The organism is Massilia sp. AB1 (assembly GCF_018119385.1).
In the GTDB taxonomy this organism is placed as follows: domain Bacteria; phylum Pseudomonadota; class Gammaproteobacteria; order Burkholderiales; family Burkholderiaceae_D; genus Telluria.
Genome location: NZ_JAGKSG010000018.1, coordinates 55,100 through 75,573, shown reverse-complemented (window position 1 = coordinate 75,573; position 20,474 = coordinate 55,100). Strand labels below are relative to the sequence as shown.

18 protein-coding genes are annotated in these 20,474 nt (G+C 66.3%); 4 read left to right on the top strand and 14 right to left on the bottom strand.

The window, feature by feature from the left end; translation table 11 throughout:
- Positions 1–8 precede the first annotated feature (8 nt).
- From J8847_RS12455 to J8847_RS12445, 3 genes are all read right to left on the bottom strand, one after another.
- Positions 9–1,457, bottom strand: coding sequence for a Ppx/GppA phosphatase family protein (locus J8847_RS12455; RefSeq protein WP_211525030.1), 1,449 nt, complete (start codon positions 1,455–1,457; stop codon positions 9–11).
- Positions 1,458–1,569: 112 nt separating this feature from the next.
- Entirely contained in the window at positions 1,570–1,752 is a 183-nt protein-coding gene (locus tag J8847_RS12450) for a hypothetical protein (protein WP_211525029.1), read from the bottom strand.
- Positions 1,749–2,915 (bottom strand): PepSY domain-containing protein, encoded by a 1,167-nt coding sequence (locus J8847_RS12445; RefSeq protein ID WP_211525028.1) that lies wholly within the window; start codon positions 2,913–2,915, stop codon positions 1,749–1,751. The genes J8847_RS12450 and J8847_RS12445 overlap by 4 nt, the downstream gene beginning before the upstream one ends.
- A 107-nt stretch (positions 2,916–3,022) precedes the next feature.
- Between J8847_RS12445 and J8847_RS12440 the strand changes: the two genes are divergently transcribed.
- On the top strand, positions 3,023–5,194 hold the full coding sequence (locus tag J8847_RS12440; RefSeq protein ID WP_211525027.1) for a TonB-dependent siderophore receptor: 2,172 nt from the start codon (positions 3,023–3,025) through the stop codon (positions 5,192–5,194).
- 16 nt (positions 5,195–5,210) lie between these two features.
- On the opposite strand, the gene J8847_RS12435 is transcribed toward J8847_RS12440, so the two are convergent.
- From J8847_RS12435 to ppsA, 4 genes are all read right to left on the bottom strand, one after another.
- Positions 5,211–6,020, bottom strand: coding sequence for an SDR family oxidoreductase (locus tag J8847_RS12435; RefSeq protein ID WP_211525026.1), 810 nt, complete (start codon positions 6,018–6,020; stop codon positions 5,211–5,213).
- On the bottom strand, positions 6,017–6,928 hold the full coding sequence (locus tag J8847_RS12430) for an SPFH domain-containing protein (protein WP_373888796.1): 912 nt from the start codon (positions 6,926–6,928) through the stop codon (positions 6,017–6,019). Before J8847_RS12430 ends, J8847_RS12435 begins: the two co-directional genes overlap by 4 nt.
- Positions 6,929–6,973: 45 nt before the next feature.
- Entirely contained in the window at positions 6,974–7,402 is a 429-nt protein-coding gene (locus J8847_RS12425; RefSeq protein WP_211525024.1) for an NfeD family protein, read from the bottom strand.
- Between the two features lie 204 nt (positions 7,403–7,606).
- Positions 7,607–10,051: a phosphoenolpyruvate synthase gene (gene ppsA / locus J8847_RS12420; RefSeq protein ID WP_211525023.1), complete on the bottom strand. Its 2,445-nt coding sequence runs from the start codon at positions 10,049–10,051 to the stop codon at positions 7,607–7,609.
- Between the two features lie 198 nt (positions 10,052–10,249).
- Here ppsA and J8847_RS12415 point away from each other — a divergent pair, with 198 nt between their 5' ends.
- From J8847_RS12415 to J8847_RS12405, 3 genes are all read left to right on the top strand, one after another.
- Positions 10,250–11,098 (top strand): pyruvate, water dikinase regulatory protein, encoded by an 849-nt coding sequence (locus tag J8847_RS12415; protein ID WP_211525022.1) that lies wholly within the window; start codon positions 10,250–10,252, stop codon positions 11,096–11,098.
- 139 nt (positions 11,099–11,237) lie between these two features.
- Positions 11,238–11,777: a heme NO-binding domain-containing protein gene (locus J8847_RS12410; protein WP_211525021.1), complete on the top strand. Its 540-nt coding sequence runs from the start codon at positions 11,238–11,240 to the stop codon at positions 11,775–11,777.
- A gap of 8 nt (positions 11,778–11,785) precedes the next feature.
- Positions 11,786–13,816 carry a bifunctional diguanylate cyclase/phosphodiesterase gene (locus J8847_RS12405; protein ID WP_211525020.1) on the top strand — a complete coding sequence of 677 codons (2,031 nt, stop codon included), beginning with the start codon at positions 11,786–11,788 and terminating at the stop codon, positions 13,814–13,816.
- A gap of 441 nt (positions 13,817–14,257) precedes the next feature.
- Here J8847_RS12405 and J8847_RS12400 read toward each other — a convergent pair whose 3' ends face one another.
- The 7 genes from J8847_RS12400 to lpxD form a co-directional block, all read right to left on the bottom strand.
- Positions 14,258–15,454 carry an EAL domain-containing protein gene (locus J8847_RS12400; protein WP_211525019.1) on the bottom strand — a complete coding sequence of 399 codons (1,197 nt, stop codon included), beginning with the start codon at positions 15,452–15,454 and terminating at the stop codon, positions 14,258–14,260.
- 64 nt (positions 15,455–15,518) lie between these two features.
- Complete coding sequence (locus tag J8847_RS12395; protein WP_211525018.1) at positions 15,519–16,316, bottom strand: RNA methyltransferase; 798 nt, start codon at positions 16,314–16,316, stop codon at positions 15,519–15,521.
- Complete coding sequence (gene rnhB, locus J8847_RS12390; RefSeq protein ID WP_211525017.1) at positions 16,313–16,975, bottom strand: ribonuclease HII; 663 nt, start codon at positions 16,973–16,975, stop codon at positions 16,313–16,315. The genes J8847_RS12395 and rnhB overlap by 4 nt, the downstream gene beginning before the upstream one ends.
- 24 nt (positions 16,976–16,999) lie before the next feature.
- The gene (gene lpxB, locus J8847_RS12385; RefSeq protein ID WP_211525016.1) at positions 17,000–18,157 is read right to left on the bottom strand and encodes a lipid-A-disaccharide synthase; all 1,158 of its coding nucleotides are present in this window, start codon (positions 18,155–18,157) and stop codon (positions 17,000–17,002) included.
- Positions 18,141–18,929 (bottom strand): acyl-ACP--UDP-N-acetylglucosamine O-acyltransferase, encoded by a 789-nt coding sequence (gene lpxA, locus J8847_RS12380; RefSeq protein ID WP_211525015.1) that lies wholly within the window; start codon positions 18,927–18,929, stop codon positions 18,141–18,143. Before lpxA ends, lpxB begins: the two co-directional genes overlap by 17 nt.
- Before the next feature lies 1 nt (position 18,930).
- Positions 18,931–19,401, bottom strand: a complete 471-nt coding sequence (gene fabZ, locus J8847_RS12375; RefSeq protein ID WP_211525014.1) for a 3-hydroxyacyl-ACP dehydratase FabZ — start codon at positions 19,399–19,401, stop codon at positions 18,931–18,933.
- Positions 19,398–20,447: a UDP-3-O-(3-hydroxymyristoyl)glucosamine N-acyltransferase gene (gene lpxD / locus J8847_RS12370; protein WP_211525013.1), complete on the bottom strand. Its 1,050-nt coding sequence runs from the start codon at positions 20,445–20,447 to the stop codon at positions 19,398–19,400. Before lpxD ends, fabZ begins: the two co-directional genes overlap by 4 nt.
- Between the last annotated feature and the right edge of the window lie 27 nt (positions 20,448–20,474).

Sequence of the window (20,474 nt, the reverse complement as noted above, 5' to 3'; positions counted from 1 at the left end):
CGCCCTGCTCACCGCACCTGGAACGGCAAGCCGATCTCGTTCCAGAACCCCTCTTCCTTCTCGAACCAGGGCGCCAGGGTCGGATGCTTCGCCAGCAGGTCCGGCGGCAGCTCGATCTCGACCCGCCCCTTCAGCCGCAGCCTCAGGCCCGCCAGGTCCTCGTCCGCGCGCGCATGCATGAACACCACGGCCAGGCGCAGCGCCAGCACCGCCTTGGCCAGGTCGGGTTCGCCGAGCGATTCGCGGATCTTGCGCAGGTTGCCCTTCTGCCCCAGCACCAGGGTGCTCATCAGGCGCTGTTCGCGGGTGGTGAAGCCCGCCAGGTCCGCGTTCTCGACAATGTAGGCGCCATGCTTGTGCGCCCCAGTCATCGACACGGCCAGGCCCACCTCATGCAGCATGCTGCTCCAGGCCAGGTAGTGATGCAGGTTGTCGCCCTGCGGCTGCAGCCGCTCGTACATCGCCGCAGCGATGCCTGCGGTGCGCATCGCGCGCTGGGGATCGACGTCGAAGCGGCGCAGGCAGGCGCGGATGGCGGCGTCGCGCCGGTCGCGGTGATTGGCGCGCAGCTCCAGGTCGGACAGCACGCCCAGGCGCAGGCCGGCGTTGATAGCGGTCAGGCGTGGAATCTTCAGTTCCTGCATCACGCCGATCAGCACCGTCAGCCCTCCGACCATGACGGGCACCCGTTCTTTTTTTACGCCCGGCAGGCTGAAGGCGTCGACGTGGCCCAGTTCAAGCAGGATGTCGCGCAGCGCATGCAGGCTGGCCTGCGACACCGTGCCGTCGCCGATGGTGTTGCGGTCGATGACCTCGGAGATCGCGCGCATGGTGCCGGAGGAGCCGTAGGCGGCGTCCCAGCCCTGGGCGTGGTACTGGGCGGCGGCGTCCTCGAAGCGGGCCCGCGCGGCCGTGACGGCGGCATCGAACGCGCGCGCGTTGATGCGGCCGTCGGCGAAATAGGCCGCCGTCTGGGGATGGGTGCCGATACCGAAAGACTCGACCAGGGTGATCTCGGCGCCGGTGCCGGTAATGACTTCGGTGGAGCCGCCGCCGATGTCCACCACGATGCGGCGCTCGTCCGGCTTGTCGATGGCGCGCGACACGCCCATGTAGATCAGGCGGCCCTCTTCCTCGCCGGAGATGATCTCGATCGGATAGCCGATGGCCTGCTCGGCCAGCGGCAGCAGCACGTCGGCGTTGCGCGCCACGCGCATGGTGTTGGTGGCAACCACGCGCACGGCGTCCAGGTGGTATTCGCCGAGGATCTTGCGGAAGTCTTCCAGGCAGCGGATGGCGGTGCGCATGGCCGCCTCGCTCAGCATGTTGTCGCTGTCGAGGCCCGCCGCCAGGCGGATCGGATCGCGCGCCGTGCGCACGATGTGCATGCGGCCGCCCGCCGGCTCGCCGATATGCAGGCGGAAGCTGTTGGAGCCGAGATCGACTGCTGCGAACATGGCGCCCTTTCGGATGAAAACGGGCGCATCCCAATGTGCGCCCTGCCGGGCCGAGTATACAGCTTAGCAGGGACCCCGGCCAACGTGCGCACGCTCCGGCGCGCGTTCCGGCTTACGCGCGGGAACGAGGGCGGCGCAGGCTGTACCAGGCGCCTGCCGCGACCGGCGCGCCAAGTGCGACGGCCGACACCAGGTCCCAGACGCCGTCGCCGAGCAAGGCCGCGATCAGGCCGACGATGGTGAGGACGGCGAGCAGCAGCGGCGCGCCCCAGATCTGCATGGTGCTGCGGGTCATGAAACCTCCTTGCGTACGAGCGCGGGCAGCTCGCGTTCCGGCGCCTTGACTGCTTGGCGGGCGGCCGCTTTGGCGGCGCGGCCCCGCTTGAGCCACAGGTACAGGCCCGTGACGAGGATGACGATGGTGGCGATGTCCAGCATCGCCCAGAAGAATTTCATCCACTGGCCGCCGTAGTCGCCGAAATGCAGCGGCTGCGACAGCAGCAGCGCGGTCAGGTACCACGGCAGCTCGCGGCGGTCGGTGATCTCGCCGGTCTCGGCATCGATCAGCACCGGCTTGTACAGGCGCGAGCTGAAGGCCTCGTCCCCGCGCATGTAGATGCCGTAATGGTGCGAGCTGGTGAAGGGCGTGCCCGGGAAGGCCACGAAGCCGACCTTCATGCCCGGCTCGGCCGCCTCGGCGCGGTGGATGGCGTCGTGGATCGACGCCATCCTGGTGGGCGGCGGACTGCCCTCGTAGGGTTTGAGCATCTCGGCGATCTCGGTGGTCTGCCAGACCTTGAGCAGCACGTCGGCCCAGGTGTTGACCATGCCGGTCGCGCCGACCACGAAGGCCCAGACCAGGGTCACGATGCCGAGCAGGTTGTGGATGTCCAGCCACTTGAGGCGCGGGGTGCGCCCGCGCCGCACGTCGCCGAAATCGAGCTTGCGCATGAAGGGCGAATACAGCACCGCGCCGCTCACGATGGCCACCAGCAGGAGCAGGCCCATGAGCCCCAGGAACAGCTTGCCGTACAGGCCTGCGAACAGGTCCACGTGCAGGCGGAACATGGTCGACATGAAGGCGCCGCCCTCGAAGGCCGGCTCGGTGATCACCTTCGTGGTGCGCGCGTCCACCGCGATCGGCCTGTAGTGCTCGTCATTCGCGTGGTCGCCCAGCGTGACGTTCCAGATCGCGGGCTCGTCGGCTTCCTGCGACATATACATCGCGATCTTGTTGGGATACAACTCCTTGGCCGAGGCGAGCACCGCGTCGATGTTGCCGCGCGGGGTGCCCGCCGGCATGGCCGGGGCTTCGACGTCGGTGCCGAGCAGGTGGCCGATTTCGTGGTGATAGATCAGCGGCAGGCCGGTAAGGCACAGCAGCAGCATGAACACGGTGCAAACCAGGCTGCTCCACTTGTGGATCCAGCTCCAGCGGCGCAGGGAAACGGAGGACATGAATATTCGGTCGGATGAGGTCGACAAATAATAATGGTTCTCATTTACAGAAGCAAGCGTTAGCGCTAAAATGATAAGCATTCTCATTTAGAAAAAGAGCAACACTCATGCGTTCGCACCGCTTCAGCCTCACTCCGGTGGCATTTGCCGCCGCCCTCCTCGCCATCTCCACCGCGCACGGCCAGGAATCCACCGATCAGCCGATCGCCACCGTGGTGGTGAGCGCATCGGCCGACGCCTCGGCCCAGGGCCTGCCCTCCGCCTACGCAGGCGGCCAGGTGGCGCGCGGCGGCCGCCTCGGCCTGCTGGGCAACGTGGACATCATGGATGCGCCGTTCAACGCCACCAACTACACCCAGGAACTGATCCAGGACCAGCAGGCGCGCGGCGTTGCCGACGTGCTGCAGAACGATCCATCGGTGCGCGTGGCGCGCGGCTTCGGCAACTACCAGGAGCTGTACATGATCCGCGGCTTTCAGGTGAACTCGGACGACCTGGCCTACAACGGCCTGTTCGGCCTGCTGCCGCGCCAGTTCGTGGCTTCCGAGCTGCTCGAGCGCGTGGAAGTGCTGCGCGGCGCGAACAGCTTCATCAACGGCGCCGCGCCGGGCGGCGGCGGCATCGGCGGCGCGGTCAACCTGCTGCCCAAGCGCGCGCCCAACGCACCGCTGTCGCGCGTTACCGCGGGCGTGGAAAGCGGCGGCCAGGCCTATGTGGCCGCCGACGTGGCGCGCCGCTTCGGCGCCGAGAACCGCTCCGGCATCCGCGTCAATGCCGTGCGCCGCGACGGCGACACCGCGGTCGACCGCGAGAACCGCGAGCTGAGCGTGTACTCGATCGGCATGGATTACCGCGGCCGCGGCTACCGCCTGTCGGCCGACGTCGGCCACCAGGACCATACCCTCACCGCCGCACGCCCCAGCGTGACCCTGGCTGCGGGTGTGCCGATGATCGCGGCGCCCGAGGCCGACCGCAACTTCGCGCAGCCCTGGACCACCTCCGAAGAGCGCGACACCTTCGGCACCGTGCGCGGCGAAGTCGACCTGCCGGGCGGCGCGACCGCCTGGGCGGCCTTCGGCATGCGCAAGGGCGACGAATTCAACATCATCTCCTCGCCGACAGTCACCGCCGCCGACGGCAACGGCACCATGAGCCGCTTCGACAACGTACGCGAAGACAAGGTGCGCACCGGCGAGGCCGGCGTGCGCGCAGAGCTGCGCACCGGCGGCATCAAGCACAGCCTGAGCGCGGCCGCATCCGGCTTCCATTCGGCATCGAAGAACGCCTATGGCATGAGCGACTTCGCGGGCTTCGCCGCCAATATCTATCGCCCCACCGAAGCCGTGGCGCCCTCCTCGCGCTTCTTCACCGGCGGCGACATGGGCAATCCGCTGCTGACCGCCAAGACCATCCTGTCGAGCTACGCGCTGGCCGATACGCTGTCCTTCGCCAACGATACCGTGCTGCTGAGCGTCGGCCTGCGCCACCAGAAGATCGAGGACTTCGGCTACGACTACAACAGCGGCGTCCAGTATTCGGCCTACGAGGCGAGCGAGAACACGCCGCTGGCGGGCCTGGTCTTCAAGCCGGCCAAGAACCTGTCGCTGTACGCGAACTACAGCGAGGCGCTGCAAAAGGGGCCGGTGGCCTCGGGCATCGACATCGTCAACGTCGGTGAAGTGTTCGCGCCCTTCGTCTCGCGCCAGAAGGAAGTCGGGGTCAAATACGACGGCGGCCGCCTGGGCCTGAGCGCGGCCCTGTTCAGCACCAGCCAGCCTTCGGCCTACATCGAGAACCGCCGCTTCGGCGTGTATGGCGAGCAGCGCAACCGCGGCCTGGAAGTGTCGGTGTTCGGCAGCCCGCTGCGCGGCCTGCGCCTGCTGGGCGGCCTGACCCTGCTGGACGCGGAACAGCGCCGCACCGCCGGCGGCGTCAACGAGGGCAAGGATGCGATCGGCGTGCCGAAGACCCAGCTGAACCTGGGCGTGGATTGGGACGTGCCTGGCGTGCAGGGCCTGGCGCTGAATGCGCGCACGGTCTATACCTCGGGCCAGTATGCGGATGCGGCGAACACCCAGAAGCTGCCGTCCTGGGCCCGCCTCGACATCGGCGCCAACTATACCGCCCGCCTGTTCGATCGCGACGTCACCCTGCGTGCGCGTGTCGACAACGTCACCGACAAGAACTACTGGGCGTCGGCAGGCGGCTACCCGGGCTACGGCTACCTGGTGTTGGGCGCGCCGCGCAGCGTCGTGGTGTCGGGATCGGTCGACTTCTGAGTTAGCGTTTGCCGCATCAGTGCGGGCGCTGTTCGTCTTTCACGGCGGCCAGCGCCATTTTTTCGACCAGGCCCGGGGCCAGCAGCTTGAGTAGGCGCCCCAGCTTGCCTTTCGTGGTCATCACGACCTCGCGCCGGCGGCCTTCCATGCCGTCGATGATCAGGCGCGCACACTCTTCCACCGGCATGGCGTCTTCCTCTTTCAGGCCGCTGACACCGGCCGCCTCTCCCTTGGCGTTGTAGCCGCGATAGCGAATCTGCGTCGCCACCACGCCCGGATAGGCGGTCGTGACGCTCACACAGGCGCCCTTGAGTTCCAGGCGCAGCGCTTCGAAGAAGCCGGTCATCGCAAATTTGGACGCGCTGTAGGCCGTGCGTCCCGGCACGCCGACCAGGCCCGCCAGCGAGGACACGGCCACGATGCTGCCGCGCGCCGCCTTCAGGTGCGGCAGCGCCGCCTGCGTGCACCACACGCTGCCCCACAGGTTCACGCGCATCAGGTCCTCGTACCAGCCCAGGTCCTCGACCTGCTCGAACAAGGCGTGCGCCGAGCGGCCCGCGTTATTGACGAGGACGTCGATGCGGCCGAAGCGGGCCACGGCCTGCTCGACCAGGGCACGGCAGTCTTCCTGCCGGCCCACGTCGGCCGGCACCGCCAGCGTCTGGGCGCCAAGCGCCTGGCATTGCCCGGCCACGGTCTCCAGCTGCGGGGCGCCGCGCGCCGCCAGCACCAGGGCCAGGCCCGCGCCCTCCTTCGCCGCCAGCTGGCGCGCCATCTCGGCGCCGATGCCGTCGGAAGCCCCGGTGATGACGACCACGCGCGTCATTTTTGCGCCTTCACGATCTGCAGGGCGCTGGCGATCACGCTGCTCATGTCGCCCATATTGGCCGGCACGATCAGCGAGTTGTTGGTCTTGGCCAGATTGCCGAAGGCGTCGACGTAGTGCTCGGCCACGCGCAGGCTGACGGCGTCCATGCCGCCCGGCTCGCGGATCGCCGCGCCCACCTGGCGCAGCGCCGAGGCGCTCGCCTCCGCCAGCGCGACGATGGCGCTGGCATCGCCCTGGGCGCGGTTGATGGCGGCCTGGCGCTCGCCTTCCGAACGGGCAATGGCCGCCTCGCGCTCGCCGCTGGCGATGTTGATCTGCTCCTGGCGGCGTCCTTCCGACGCCGCGATCAGGGCGCGCTTCTCGCGTTCGGCCGTGATCTGGCGCTGCATCGCGTGCAGGATCTCGGCCGGCGGGGTCAGGTCCTTGATCTCGTAGCGCAGGACCTTCACGCCCCAGTTGGCGGCCGATTCGTCGATCGCGTTGACGATGGTGGTGTTGATGTGGTCGCGCTCCTCGAAGGTCTTGTCCAGCTCCATCTTGCCGATCACCGAACGCAAGGTGGTCTGGGCCAGCTGGGTGATGGCCTGGATGTAGTTCGAGGAACCGTAGGAGGCGCGCATGGCGTCGGTCACCTGGAAGTACAGGATGCCATCGACCTGCAGCTGGGTGTTGTCGCGCGTGATGCAGACCTGGGGCGGCACGTCGAGCGGAATCTCCTTCAGGCTGTGCTTGTAGGCGATGCGGTCGATGAAGGGCACGACGATATTCAGGCCCGGCGCCAGGGTGGCGTGGTACTTGCCCAGGCGTTCCACCACCCAAGCGTGCTGCTGGGGCACGACGTTGATCGTCTTGAAGACGAAGACCAGGGCGATCCCGAAGACCACCAGCGCAACCATGCTGAACATTTCCATTGGCATCCCTTATTGTTGTGTGTGATGTATTCGCTCGTCTTATGCGTCCGCGACGATCAGGCGGTTACCGTGCACCTCGACGATGCGGAAGTCGCCCGGCTGGTCCGAGGCGCCGGGGCGCAGCTCGACGTCCCACAGCGCGCCGCGGTACATCACGCGCGCGCGCCTTCCCTGCCACTGCGGCACGCTGACGCGCTGGCCGATGTCGAGGTTCATGTTGGGGTCATTGGCTGCCTGGTCCCCCTTGCGTGCGGCCTTGCCGAAGCGGCTGCGGCGCAGCACCAGGGTGGCCGCGACGCCGACGGCGGCCGCAACCAGCGTCTGCAACGGACCGCTCAGGCCGGCCAGCGCCGCCAGCGCGCCGGCGCACAGGCCCAGCGCGATCATGAGCAGGTAGAAGGTCCCGGTGAAAAGCTCGGCAATCACCAGGATGCCGGCGCCAATCAGCCAGATCGTCCAGTCGGACATGTGCGTCTCCTCGTTCCAGGGCTGTAAATGAAAAAACCCCCGTCACCCGAAACGGGTAGCGAGGGTTTTGCGAATTCGTGCGAGTCGTTTTGATAGTGGTCTAAGCGGCAACGAAATCATTCTCCCCAGTGTAGCACCTGCAGCCACGACTGGGGAAGACTTGCCTTACTTAGAAGCAATACACCTGCGATCGCACGGCCTCGATTACATCGACGCCAGCTTCTGCCAGGTATCGATCACCGAGTCCGGGTTCAGCGACATCGACTCGATGCCCTGCTCCATCAGCCAGACCGCGAAGTCCGGATTGTCCGAAGGGCCCTGGCCGCAGATGCCGATGTACTTGCCTTGCTCCCGGCAAGCCTTGATCGCCATCGACAGCATGGCTTTCACGGCCGGATCGCGCTCGTCGAAGTCCTTGGCCAGCAGTTCCATGCCCGAGTCGCGGTCCAGGCCCAGGGTCAGCTGGGTCAGGTCGTTCGAGCCGATCGAGAAGCCGTCGAAGTACTGCAGGAACTGCTCGGCCAGGATGGCGTTGGACGGCACCTCGCACATCATGATCAGGCGCAGGCCGTTCTCGCCGCGCTTCAGGCCGTACTTGGCCAGCAGGTTCACGACCGCCTCGGCCTGGCCCAGGGTACGCACGAACGGGACCATCAGTTCGACGTTGGTCAGGCCCATCTCTTCGCGCACGCGCTTCATGGCCATGCATTCCATCTCGAAGGACTCGGCGAAGTCCTCGGCCAGGTAGCGCGCGGCGCCGCGGAAGCCCAGCATCGGGTTTTCTTCGTCCGGCTCGTAGCGCGAACCGCCGATCAGCTTCTTGTACTCGTTCGACTTGAAGTCCGACAGACGCACGATGACCGGCTTCGGCCAGAAGGCGGCGGCGATGGTCGCCACGCCTTCAGCCAGCTTGTCGACGTAGAAGGCGCGCGGCGAAGCGTGGCCGCGGGCCACCGACTCCACCGCCTTCTTCAGGTCGGCGTCGATGTTCGGGTACTCGAGGATGGCCTTCGGGTGCACGCCGATGTTGTTGTTGATGATGAACTCAAGGCGCGCCAGGCCGACGCCGCCGTTCGGCACCGACTGGAAGTCGAAGGCCAGCTGCGGATTGCCGACGTTGAGCATGATCTTGGTCTTGAGCGGCGGCAGCGCGCCGCGCGAGACTTCGGTCACTTCGGTTTCGAGGATGCCGTCGTAGATGCGGCCTTCGTCGCCTTCGGCGCAGGACACGGTCACGAAGGTGCCGTCCTTCAGCGCCTCGGTGGCGTCGCCGCAGCCCACGACCGCCGGCACGCCCAGTTCACGGGCGATGATCGCCGCGTGGCAGGTACGTCCGCCGCGGTTGGTGACGATGGCGGCGGCGCGCTTCATGACCGGTTCCCAGTTCGGGTCGGTCATGTCGGCCACCAGCACGTCGCCCGGCTGCACGCGTTCCATCTCCGACGGGTCGGTGATGACGCGCACCGGGCCGGCGCCGATCTTCTGGCCGATCGCGCGGCCGGAAGTCAGCACGGTGCCCGAGCCCTTGAGCTTGAAACGCTGCTGGGCGTCGCTCGCCTTTTCCTGCGACTTCACGGTTTCCGGACGCGCCTGCAGGATGTACAGCTGGCCGTCGCGGCCGTCCTTGCCCCACTCGATGTCCATCGGACGGCCGTAGTGGTTCTCGATGATGACGGCGTACTTCGCCAGCTCGACGACTTCGGAGTCGAGCAGCGAGTAGCGGTTGCGCAGTTCGATCGGTACGTCCACGGTCTTGACCGAGCGGCCGGCCTTGGCCTCGCTGGTGAACTCCATCTTGATCAGCTTGGAGCCGATGTTGCGGCGGATGACCGGCGACTTGCCCTGCGCGAGCATCGGCTTGTGCACGTAGAATTCGTCCGGATTGACGGCGCCCTGCACCACGGTCTCGCCCAGGCCGTAGCTCGAGGTCACGAATACCACGTCCTTGAAGCCCGATTCGGTGTCGATGGTGAACATCACGCCCGATGAGCCCAGGTCCGAACGGACCATGCGCTGCACGCCGGCCGACAGCGCGACTTCGGCGTGGGTGAAGCCCTTGTGCACGCGGTAGGAGATCGCGCGGTCGTTGTACAGCGAGGCGAAGACGTGCTTCATCGCTTCCAGCACGTTGTCGATGCCGACCACGTTCAGGAAGCTCTCCTGCTGGCCTGCGAACGAGGCGTCCGGCAGGTCTTCGGCGGTCGCCGAGGAACGCACGGCGAACGAGACTTCGGTACTCGAACCGGCCACCAGGCGCTCGTAGAAGGCGCGGATCTCCTGCTCCAGGCGCGGCTGGAACGGGGTGTCGATGATCCACTGGCGGATCTCGGCGCCGGCTGCGGCCAGCGCGCGCACGTCGTCGACGTCGAGCGTTTCGAGGCGGGTGGCGATGCGGTCGGCGAGCGACGGTCCGCCATTGACGCTATGGCTGAGGAAGTCGCGGAAGGCGTCCGCCGTGGTGGCGAAGCCGCCCGGCACGCGCACGCCGGCGCCGGCCAGCTGGCTGATCATCTCGCCGAGCGAGGCGTTCTTGCCGCCGACCGACTCGACGTCGGTCATGCGCAGGTTCTCGAACGACGCCACGTAGACCTTGTCCGCGCGGCCCGCCTGGTCAGGCTCCTTCAACACTCCAGTTGCTAGGTTAGTCATGGTAAAACACCCTTACTTGATGATAGAAACCTGTTGGCGCAAGTGCGGGGCAGCGGAGATGTGTTCTTGTTATTCTGTCCGCCGTGCAGCACAATGCATGTCCGTTGCCAAGCATTTTAACCTGTGACCGGATGATGTACAGCACATAAGCTTATATGCTTGTCACCTGGTTAGTCATTTCCACCTGCGTTCCGACCCATGACCGAAGAAATCCGCTCCTCCCTGACCCCTTCGTCGCGCACCGTGTTCTTCGTCTCCGACGGCACCGGCATCACGGCGGAGACCTTCGGCCATGCCGTGCTGAGCCAGTTCGAGATGCGTTTCCGCCAGATCCGCATTCCCTTCATCGACTCGATCGACAAGGCCTACGACGCAGCGCGCCGCATCAACGAAAGCTTCGCGCGCGACGGCCAGCGGCCGATCGTGTTCTCGACCCTGGTGAAGCACGACCTGTCGAGCGTGATCCGGGCCGCGAACGGCATGCACATGGACCTGTTCCAGACCTTCGTCTCGCCGCTCGAGCAGGAACTGGGCGTCAAGTCGACCCATACCATCGGGCGTATCCACAACGCGGTGGATACCGAGGAATACAAGAACCGCATCGAGGCGATCAACTTCTCGCTGGCGCACGACGACGGCCAGTCGCACAAGAACCTGGCCGAGGCGGACGTGATCCTGGTGGGCGTGTCGCGCTCGGGCAAGACCCCGACCAGCCTCTATCTGGCGATGCAGTACGGCCTGAAGGCGGCCAACTATCCCCTGATTCCGGACGACTTCGAACGCGGCAAGCTGCCTTCCTCGCTGCCGCCGTTCAAGAGCAAGCTGTTCGGGCTGACCATCACGCCCGAGCGCCTGTCGCAGATCCGGAACGAGCGCCGCGCCGGCAGCAAATATGCGTCGATCGAGAACTGCCGCTACGAGGTCAACGAGGCCGAAGCGATGATGAAGCGCGAAGGCATCCGCTGGCTGTCCTCGACCACCAAGTCGATCGAGGAAATCGCCACCACGATCCTGCAAGAGATCAAGCCCGACCGCCGGGAATACTGATCGATTGACAACAGGTGTGGTCGGAATGCCACGTGTTCCGGTTTTGAACCTGTGCCGGTTCGCCGAATTGGTGTTGCCTCTGAGATATAAAAGCAATCTACGTGTAAAATTCGTGCACGTATTGATTTAGAGGCATCCCATGAAAGGCATCGTTTTCAATCTCCTCGAGGAAGCGGTCACGACCGAGTTCGGCGAGGCCACCTGGGATCGCCTGCTCGACGACGCCGGGCTCGATGGCGCGTATACATCGCTCGGCAGCTACGACGACGCCGAGGTGTTCCGCCTGGTCGAAGTGGCCTCGGCGGCGCTGAACATTCCGCCCCAGGACGTGCTGCGCTGGTTCGGACGGCGCGCCATGCCCATCCTGGTGCAGCGCTATCCGGGCTTCTTCGCGCCGCACACCAGCGCGCGCAGCTTCCTGCTGACCCTCAACAACCTGATCCACCCGGAAGTGCGCAAGCTCTATCCGGGCGCCACGCCGCCGGTATTCGACTTCGACACCAGCAGCAACGAGACCCTGGTCATCGGCTACAACTCGCAGCGCAAGCTGTGCGCGCTGGCCGAGGGCTTCATGCAGGGCGCGGCTTCGCACTTCGGCGAGCAGGCCGACGTGCACCAGTCCCAGTGCATGCACGAACACGCCGACAAGTGCGTGTTCCACGTGCGCTTCGCCAAGTGAACGCAGCCATGTCCGGCGCCGGCGGCGCATCCGAGGTCGACGCGGCCGCCGAGATCGCGCGCCTGCAGCGGCGCCTGAAGCGCGAGGTCGCGGCGCGCCAGGAAGCGGAAGCCATCGCCGAGCGCGGCCTGCGCGACCTGTTCCAGCGCCAGCAGGAGATCGCCCTGCTGGAGAGCATCGCGGTCGCATCCAACGAAGCCGCCAGCGTGGAAGACGCGATGCGCCACGCGCTGGAGGCGGTGTGCCGCTATACCGGCTGGCCGCTGGGGCACCTGCTGCTGGTGACCACCCACGACGCGGCGCTCGATTCGACGGCCGTCTGGCACGACGACGGCGGCGGACGTTTCGACCGCTTGCGCGCGGAGACCGAAGCCAGTGTCTTCACGAGCGGGGTCGGTTTGCCGGGCAAGGTGCTGGCCACGGCGGCGCCGGCCACGGTCAACGTCGGCGAAGCGACGCTCGCCGACCTGCCGCGCCTGCCGGTGCTGGTGAACGTCGGCATGGCCTCGCTGTTCGCCTTCCCGGTGGTGATCGGGACCGAGGTGGTGGCCGTGCTCGAATTCTTCGGGCTCGAGCGCCAGACGCCGGCGGATGGCATGCTGCGCCTGATGGCCCAGGTAGGCACCCAGCTGGGACGCGTGATCGAACGGCGGCGCGCCCAGGAACGCCTGCTGCACGACGCCCTGCACGATCCGCTGACGGAGCTGGGCAACCGCAAGCTCTTCCTCGACCGGCTCGAGCACTTCCTGATGCGCTCCAAACGCATGCCCGAGTACCAGTTCGCCGTACTGTTCGTGGACCTGGACCGGTTCAAGGCGATCAACGACGGCCTGGGGCACAGCGCGGGCGACCAGGTGATCGTCGCCACGGCGCGGCGCCTGACGGCCTGCCTGCGCGAGACGGATATGGTCATGCGCGACATGGTGATGCGCGACGCGCTTGGCGGCGACCACCACGTCGTGTCGCGCCTGGGCGGCGACGAATTCACCATCCTGATCGACAGCGTCAGCGACGCCGCCACGCCGATCCGCATCGCCGAGCGCCTCCTGAAGGCCCTGGCGGCGCCGCTGCAGATCGGGCAGCACCAGGTGTATGTGACGGCCAGCATCGGCATCGCCATGAGTTCGAGCGGCTACAGCGACGTGCAGGTGATGCTGCGCGACGCCGACATCGCGATGTACCACGCCAAGCAGAACGGGCGCGCGCGCTGGATGATGTTCGACCAGACCATGCAGGAAGGCGCGCTGCGGCGCCTGACCCTGGAGGCGGAACTGCGCCTGGCGCTGCCGGGCCAGCAGTTCTTCCTGCAGTACCAGCCGATCGTCTCGCCGCAGGATGGCATGATCCGCGGCTTCGAAGCGCTGCTGCGCTGGCGCCATCCGGTGCTCGGCATGATCTCGCCGGTCGAATTCATTCCGGTGGCCGAGGAAGTGGGCCTGATCGGCCAGATCGGCGGCTGGGTGCTGGAGCAGGCCTGCCGCCAACTGCGCGCCTGGCAGGACGCCGGTTCAAGCTCGCTGAGCATGAGCGTGAACGTGTCCGCGATCCAGCTGACCGACGGCGAACTGGTGGACATGGTCACGCGCGTGCTGGCCGACACCGGCATTGCGCATGGCAGCCTGAAACTGGAGCTGACGGAAAGCGCGGTGATGGCCGACCCGGAGCATGCGCTGGCCATCTTCCAGCAGCTGAAGGCCCTGGGCGTGCGCCTGAGCCTGGACGACTTCGGCACCGGCTATTCGTCGCTGAGCCATTTGCGGCGCCTGCCGATCGACACCCTGAAGATCGACCGTTCCTTCGTGAGCGCGATGGACAGCCACGCCGACAAGCGCGAGATCGCCGGCGTGGTGGTCATGCTGGCGCGCGCGCTGGGGCTGGACGTGGTGGCGGAAGGCGTCGAAACGAACGCCGAGGTCGACATCCTGCGCGAGATGGGGAGCGACTTCGTGCAAGGCTACTACTTCTTCCGCCCCCTCGACCACGAAGCCGCGAGCCTCGCCCTCTCCCAGCAACTCCCTCCCCAGCCGCTCCGCGCCTGAACAGCGGGGAACACCGGGGTCAGAGTCGAATTGTTGAGCAATTACCCGAAGTTGCCAAACAATTCGACTCCGACCCTGCTTGTTGATGAGAAAAGCGAAGCCTGAACAAAGAGGGTCGGAGTCGAATTCTTTGGCAATTCTGAGAAATTTCCCAATAATTCGACTCTGACCCTAATTTATTTCGGCTGGTCTTAGCGCGATAAGCGCCCTTGAGCTTGGCTTATATTCCGGCTAGGAATTTTCCAGCCTGACGAGACTGCTTTAATGCGGCAAAAATAAATAGGGTCAGAGTCGAATTGTTGGGAAATTCCCCAATGTTGTCATTTAATTCGACTCTGACCCTGATTTATTGTCGGGGTAATGGAGTATGGGCAAATGGGGTCGGAGTCGGATTGTTTGGCAATTCTGGAGAATTTCCCAACAATTCGACTCTGACCCTATTTAGAAGAAGTGGCGCCAGTCTTCGAGCCAGCCGGGGAAGGCGGCGGCTTCCATGGGGTTGGCGATGTGGTAGCCCTGGGCGTAGGTGCAGCCCAGGTCTTGCAGGAAGTCCCAGTCCTGGCGCGTCTCGACGCCGACCGCGACCGACATGCGGTCCAGGCTGTGCGCCAGGCCCAGGCAGGAGCGCAGGACCGTACCCAGCGGGCGGCGCTTGGAGGCGCCGTCGACGAAGCTGCGGTCGATCTTCAATTCCGAGAAGGGGATGCGCGCCAGCAGCTGCAGGTTGGAACGGCCCGTGCCGTAGTCGTCGATCGCCAGGCCGAAACCCATCATCCGCAGACGCACCAGGCGCTCGATGAAGTGCGGGTCGGTGTTCAGCACCGAGGATTCGCTCATCTCGAAAGTCACGTAGTCCGGCATCACCTTGTGACGGCTCAGGCAACCCGTGATCTGGCGCACGAAGTTGGGATGGCCCAGCGTCTCGGGGGCAATGTTCAGCGAGATCGAGATCGGGATGCCCTTGTCGTGGAACACGCGGCACTGCTGCACCGACATCTCGATCATGCTCCAGTCCAGGAAGTCCACCCGCCCGCTTTCGACCAGCGCGTCGATGAAGGAAGTCGGCCCCAGCACGCCGTGCTCGGGATGGCGCCAGCGCGCAAAGGCTTCCAGGCCTTTCACCTGGCCGGTGGCGAGCTCGATCTTGGGCTGGAAGAAGGGTTCGAACTGGCGCTTCTGCAGGCCGATGCCGATCTCCTGGAAGGAAAAACGCGGCCCTTCGGCGCGCGCATCGTGCTTCGGCAGCGGCGCGTAGTTGTCGAGCAGGGGCTTGAGCTTGGCCGCCGTGACCGGCTTGGAGATCGTGCCCAGCAGGTCCACGCCATAGGCCTGGGCCAGGGTCTCCACCGAGAACAGCAGGCCGGCCGGCTGGGCCCCGGTGACAACCAGGCGCACCGGCGAGCCGGCCGTGCCCAGGTTGCGGATCAGCTCCAGCCCATCCATCCCGGGCAAGGCCAGGTCGACGACGGCGATGTGCACCGCCGGGCCCAGGGCCGGATCCAGGCTCTGCATGGCGATGTGCCCGTCGGGCACGTCCGTCACCTGACTGGCCCCCAGCTGCCCGAGCAGCTCCACCAGCGTCCGGCGCTGCGCCGTGTCGGCTTCCGCCACCAGAAAATGCAAATGCGCGATGTCCATCCTTACTCCAGTTCAGCTCGGTTCCACCCTCAGGTGCAACATTACCCCGAGCGCGCGCCGCCGTCTATGCCTGTCTGCCGTGCCGGCGCTGCCGCAGCTGCTCGAAGAAGCACACCGCGGCGCAGGCGGCCACGTTCAGCGATTCCACCTGGCCGTCGTGCGGAATGGCGACCCGGTGCGTGGCCAGCTCCAGCAGCTCGCCCGAGACGCCCTGCCCTTCATGCCCCAGCACCCAGGCCACCGGCGCCGCGAGGTCCATCGTGTACAGCGATTCGCTGGCGTAGCCGCTGGTGGCCAGCACCGGTACCTTCGCCTCCTTCACCAGCGCCGCGAGCTCGACGTTCTCGAAGATGTCGAGCACGAAGTGGGCGCCCATGGCCGCGCGCAGCACCTTGGGCGACCAGCAGAAGGCCGTGCCGGGGCTGCAGTACACCTGCTTGATGCCGCTCGCCGCCGCGCTGCGCAGGATCGAGCCGACATTGCCGGGATCCTGCACGCCGTCCAGCAGCACGCTGGCGTCCACAAGGCCGGCCGGCTTGGACGGGCGCGGGGTGGCGACCACGAACACCAGGTGCACGCCGTGCTCCACCTGGCTGACCGCTTTGAACAGCGCGTCCGGCAGCGCCGTCACCGGCGCGCGCAGGTCGTCGCAGCGGGCCACGATAGCGGCCACTTCCGGGTTGCCCAGCGCGGCTTCCGAGACCACGCAGTGGTCGGGTGCGCCCCGCAGGTCGAGCCAGGTCTGGCACAGGTGCACGCCGTCCAGCAGGCTCTGGCCGACCTTGCGGCGGGCCTGGGAGCTGGTGGCGAGCTGCTTGAGGTCCTTGTAGAAGGCGTTGTCGCGTGAAGTGATCGTCTTCATGCAGGAAAGCCTTCGGGCTCGGCGAAGAAATCCGCCTGCAGCAGAGAGCGCACCGGCGCAAACGAGCGGCGGTGCACCGGCGACGGACCATGGGCGCGCAGCTGCTGCAGGTGCAGCGGGGTCGAGTAGCCCTTGTGCTGGTCGAAGCCGTACTGCGGATACAGCGCATGCAGGCGCACCAGCTCGGCGTCGCGCGCGGTCTTGGCCAGGATCGAGGCGGCCGAGATGGCGTGCACTTTGTCGTCGCCTTCCACCACCGCGTGCGCGCGCACATCCATTGTCGGACAGCGGTTGCCGTCGATCAGGGCGATGGTCGGCAGGGTCTGCAGCGCTTCCACCGCGCGGCGCATCGCCAGCATGGTCGCGTGCAGGATGTTCAGGCTGTCGATCTCTTCGCACGAGCACTCGGCGATCGCCCAGGCCAGCGCATGCTCCTTGATCAGGGGCGCGAGCTCGTCGCGGCGCGCCTCGGTCAGCTTCTTGGAGTCGCGCAGGCCGTCGATCGGGCGCCTGGGGTCGAGAATGACCGCGGCCGCATACACGGGGCCGGCCAGCGGGCCGCGCCCGGCCTCGTCCACGCCGCAGACGATGTCCGCGTCGGTGAAGGGGCGCAGCCGCGGCGGCAGGCCGGGATACAGGTTGACTTTCTTTCTACTCATCGCTTTCTACTCAGCGTCTTGCGCTCAGCGCATGCCGATCACCCGGAGCACCGCTTCCGCACTCTCCTGCGCACTGTTGCGCAGCAGGCTGTGGTGCATGTCGGTAAAGCGCCGCGCCAGCCGCTCGCAGCCCGCCGGGTCGTCGAGCTGGCGCCAGACGGCGTCGGCCAGCGCTTCCGGCGTGGCGGCGTGCTGCAGGTATTCCGGCACCACGAATTCGCGCGCCAGGATGTTCGGCAGGCCGATCCAGGGCTGGTAGCCCATGTGCCGCATGATTTCCCACGAGGCGCGCATGACCTTGTAGGCAATCACCATCGGCTTCTTGAACAGCGCCACTTCCAGGGTCGCTGTCCCCGATGCTACCAGCACCGCATCGCCGGCCGCAATCGCCGCGTGCGACTCGCCGTCGACGAGTTGCAGCGGCACATCGCCCAGCCCGGCCTTGTTCACGATCTCGGTGAAATAGGCGCGCTGGCGCTCGCCCGCCATCGGGACGACAAAGACCAGCTTGGGGTCGCGCGCGTGCAGCAGCCCGGCCGCGCGCACGAAAGGCTCGGCCAGGTACTTCAGCTCGGCCATGCGGCTGCCCGGCATGACGGTGACCATGCGCGCATCCTCGGCGATCCCGAGCTGGCGGCGCGCCGCCGCGACATCCGGCTTCAAGGGGATCATCTCGGCCAGCGGATGGCCGATGTAGGTGGCCGGCACCCCGGCCTGGCGGTAGATCGCTTCCTCGAAGGGGAAGATCAGGAGCATGTGCGAGACCGCGCGCTTGATCTTCTTGATCCGCCCGCCGCGCCAGGCCCAGATCTGGGGACTGATGAAGTGGATGGTCGGGATGCCGCCCGCGCGCAGCTGCTCTTCCAGGCCGAGGTTAAAGCCCGGATAGTCGGCGCCGATGAAGGCGGCCGGCGGCTCCGCCAGCAGGCGGTCGCGCAGGGTGTTCTGGATGCGCTTGAGTTCGCGATAGCGCGGAATCACCTCGAACAGGCCGCGCACCGTCAGGGTCTCCATCGGCACGTCGCTCACCATTCCCTGCTCGATCATGCGCGGCCCGCCGATGCCCTGGAAACGGGCGTTCGGCAGGTGCGGACGCAGGCCGGCCAGCAGGCGCGCCGCCAGCATGTCGCCGGAAGCCTCGCCGGCGACCAGGGCCAGCGAACAGTTAGCGGACGATGCCACGGGTGGCGGTGTCGAGGAATTCGCGCATGGCGCGGATGTCGCCGGCGGCGCCGGTTGCCGCCGATTCTTCGGCGAGCAGCGCGGCCTTGGCTTCTTCCAGGGTCAGGTTGGAACGATAAATCAGCTTGTAGGAGGTGCGGATGCCGTCGATCTGCTCGCGGGTGAAGCCGCGGCGCTTCAGGCCTTCGATATTGACGCCGCGCGCGCCGGCCGGGTTGCCCGAGACCAGCACGAAGGGCGGCACGTCCTGGGTCAGGCTGGTGTACATGCCGACGAAAGCGTGGGCGCCGATCTTGCAGAACTGGTGCACGCCCGCATAGCCCGACAGGATGGCGTGGTCGCCCACGTGCACGTGGCCGGCCAGCTGGGCGTTGTTCGAGAAGATCGTGTGGCTGCCGACCTGGCAGTCGTGCGCCAGGTGGACATAGGCCGAGATCCAGTTGTCGTCGCCCAGGCGGGTCACGCCTTCATCCTGGGCGGTGCCCAGGTTCATGGTGACGAATTCGCGGATGGTGTTGCCGTCGCCGATTTCCAGGCGGGTCGGCTCGCCCTTCCACTTCTTGTCCTGCGGCGCGCCGCCGATGGAGCAGAACTGGAAGAACTTGTTGTCCTTGCCGACCGTCGTGTGGCCTTCGATGACCACGTGCGGGCCCACCACCGTGCCTGCGCCGATGCGCACATTGGGGCCGATGATCGAATACGGGCCGACCTCGACCGAGCTGTCCAGCTCGGCCTTGGGATCGACGATCGCGCTTGGATGGATCTTGCTCATCTTACTGTCCTGCAGATTCGTTGGCGCGGATGGTGCACATCAGTTCCGCTTCCACGGCCACCTTGCCGTCGACGCTGGCCACCGCCTTGTACTTCCAGATGCCGCGCGAGGTGCGCAGGATCTCGACGTCCATCTTGAGCTGGTCGCCCGGCTCGACCGGACGCTTGAAGCGCACGCCGTCGATGCCGACGAAGTAGACCACCGAATTCTCGTCCGGCTTCACGCCCATGGTCATGAAGGACAGGATCGCCGCGGTCTGGGCCAGCGCCTCGACCATCAGCACGCCCGGCATCACCGGCTTGTGCGGGAAGTGGCCGTTGAAGAATTCTTCGTTGACGGTCACGTTCTTGATGGCGGTGATGGTCTTGCCCAGTTCGTAGTCCACGACACGGTCGACCAGCAGCAGCGGATAGCGGTGCGGCAGGTATTCCTTGATCTGGGTGATGTCGAGGATTTTGGATTCAGTCGTCATTTTTGTTCTGTCAGGGTTTTGATTGTTTTTTCAAGCGAACGGATTTTCTCGCGCATCGCGCCCAGGTTGCGCACGATGGCGGCGCTGCGTTCCCATTCCGCGTTCTTGGCCAGCGGGTAGAAGCCGGTGTACTGGCCAGGTTCGAGCACCGAGCGCGACACCATGCTGCCCGAGGAGATATGGACGTTGTCCACGATCTCAAGGTGGCCGAGCACCATGGCGGCGCCGCCGAAGGTGCAGTGCTTGCCGATCTTCGCGCTGCCGGCCACGCCCACGCAGCCCGCCATCGCGGTATGCGCGCCGATGTGGCAGTTGTGGCCGATCTGGATCTGGTTGTCGAGCTTGACGCCGTCTTCGATGATGGTGTCGGCCAGCGCGCCGCGGTCGATGCAGGTATTGGCGCCGATGTCGACGTCGTCGCCGATCAGCACGCGCCCGGTCTGCGGGATCTTGATGTAGACGCCGCCTTCGACGGCGAAGCCGAAGCCGTCGGTGCCGATCACGGCGCCCGAATGCACGATGCCGCGCTTGCCGATGCGGCAGTGCGCATGGAAAGTCACGTTGGCGAAGAAGTGGGTGCCCTCACCGATCGCGGCTTCGCGCCCGATGTAGCAGCCGGCGTCGATCACCGCATGGGCGCCGATCACAGCGCCCTCCTCGATCGTCACGTTGGCGCCGACATGGGCCGTGGGATCGACCACGGCGCCCGGAGCCACCACGGCGCTCGGATGCACGCCCGGGCTTGGTGCGGCTTCGCTCAGCGAGACGAAGTACTGCGCGGTGCGCGCGAAGTAGGCGTAGGGGTTGGTGGTGACGATGCGCGCGCCTTCATAGGTCGCGGCCACGGCCGGGTCGTCCAGCGGCGACAGGATCAGGGCCGCCGCCTGGCTCTGCGCGGCCAGTGCGCGCAGCTTGCTGTTGCTGAGGAAGCTGATGTGCGAAGCGCCGGCGCTGTCCAGGGGAGCGATCGCTTGAACCTCGAGGTTCGGGTCGCCCGCCAGTTGTCCGCCGAAGCGCTCGACCAAATCGCCTAGTCGAATGCCCATCTCGGTCTTTCCTGTCTTAGTCAAACA

Coding starts and splice junctions, on each gene's coding strand:
- J8847_RS12455 (WP_211525030.1), bottom strand. CDS start 1,457: ATGTTCGCAGCAGTCGATCTCGGCTCCAACAGCTTCCGCCTGCATATC.
- J8847_RS12450 (WP_211525029.1), bottom strand. CDS start 1,752: ATGACCCGCAGCACCATGCAGATCTGGGGCGCGCCGCTGCTGCTCGCC.
- J8847_RS12445 (WP_211525028.1), bottom strand. CDS start 2,915: ATGTCCTCCGTTTCCCTGCGCCGCTGGAGCTGGATCCACAAGTGGAGC.
- J8847_RS12440 (WP_211525027.1), top strand. CDS start 3,023: ATGCGTTCGCACCGCTTCAGCCTCACTCCGGTGGCATTTGCCGCCGCC.
- J8847_RS12435 (WP_211525026.1), bottom strand. CDS start 6,020: ATGACGCGCGTGGTCGTCATCACCGGGGCTTCCGACGGCATCGGCGCC.
- J8847_RS12430 (WP_373888796.1), bottom strand. CDS start 6,928: ATGTTCAGCATGGTTGCGCTGGTGGTCTTCGGGATCGCCCTGGTCTTC.
- J8847_RS12425 (WP_211525024.1), bottom strand. CDS start 7,402: ATGTCCGACTGGACGATCTGGCTGATTGGCGCCGGCATCCTGGTGATT.
- ppsA (WP_211525023.1), bottom strand. CDS start 10,051: ATGACTAACCTAGCAACTGGAGTGTTGAAGGAGCCTGACCAGGCGGGC.
- J8847_RS12415 (WP_211525022.1), top strand. CDS start 10,250: ATGACCGAAGAAATCCGCTCCTCCCTGACCCCTTCGTCGCGCACCGTG.
- J8847_RS12410 (WP_211525021.1), top strand. CDS start 11,238: ATGAAAGGCATCGTTTTCAATCTCCTCGAGGAAGCGGTCACGACCGAG.
- J8847_RS12405 (WP_211525020.1), top strand. CDS start 11,786: ATGTCCGGCGCCGGCGGCGCATCCGAGGTCGACGCGGCCGCCGAGATC.
- J8847_RS12400 (WP_211525019.1), bottom strand. CDS start 15,454: ATGGACATCGCGCATTTGCATTTTCTGGTGGCGGAAGCCGACACGGCG.
- J8847_RS12395 (WP_211525018.1), bottom strand. CDS start 16,316: ATGAAGACGATCACTTCACGCGACAACGCCTTCTACAAGGACCTCAAG.
- rnhB (WP_211525017.1), bottom strand. CDS start 16,975: ATGAGTAGAAAGAAAGTCAACCTGTATCCCGGCCTGCCGCCGCGGCTG.
- lpxA (WP_211525015.1), bottom strand. CDS start 18,929: ATGAGCAAGATCCATCCAAGCGCGATCGTCGATCCCAAGGCCGAGCTG.
- fabZ (WP_211525014.1), bottom strand. CDS start 19,401: ATGACGACTGAATCCAAAATCCTCGACATCACCCAGATCAAGGAATAC.
- lpxD (WP_211525013.1), bottom strand. CDS start 20,447: ATGGGCATTCGACTAGGCGATTTGGTCGAGCGCTTCGGCGGACAACTG.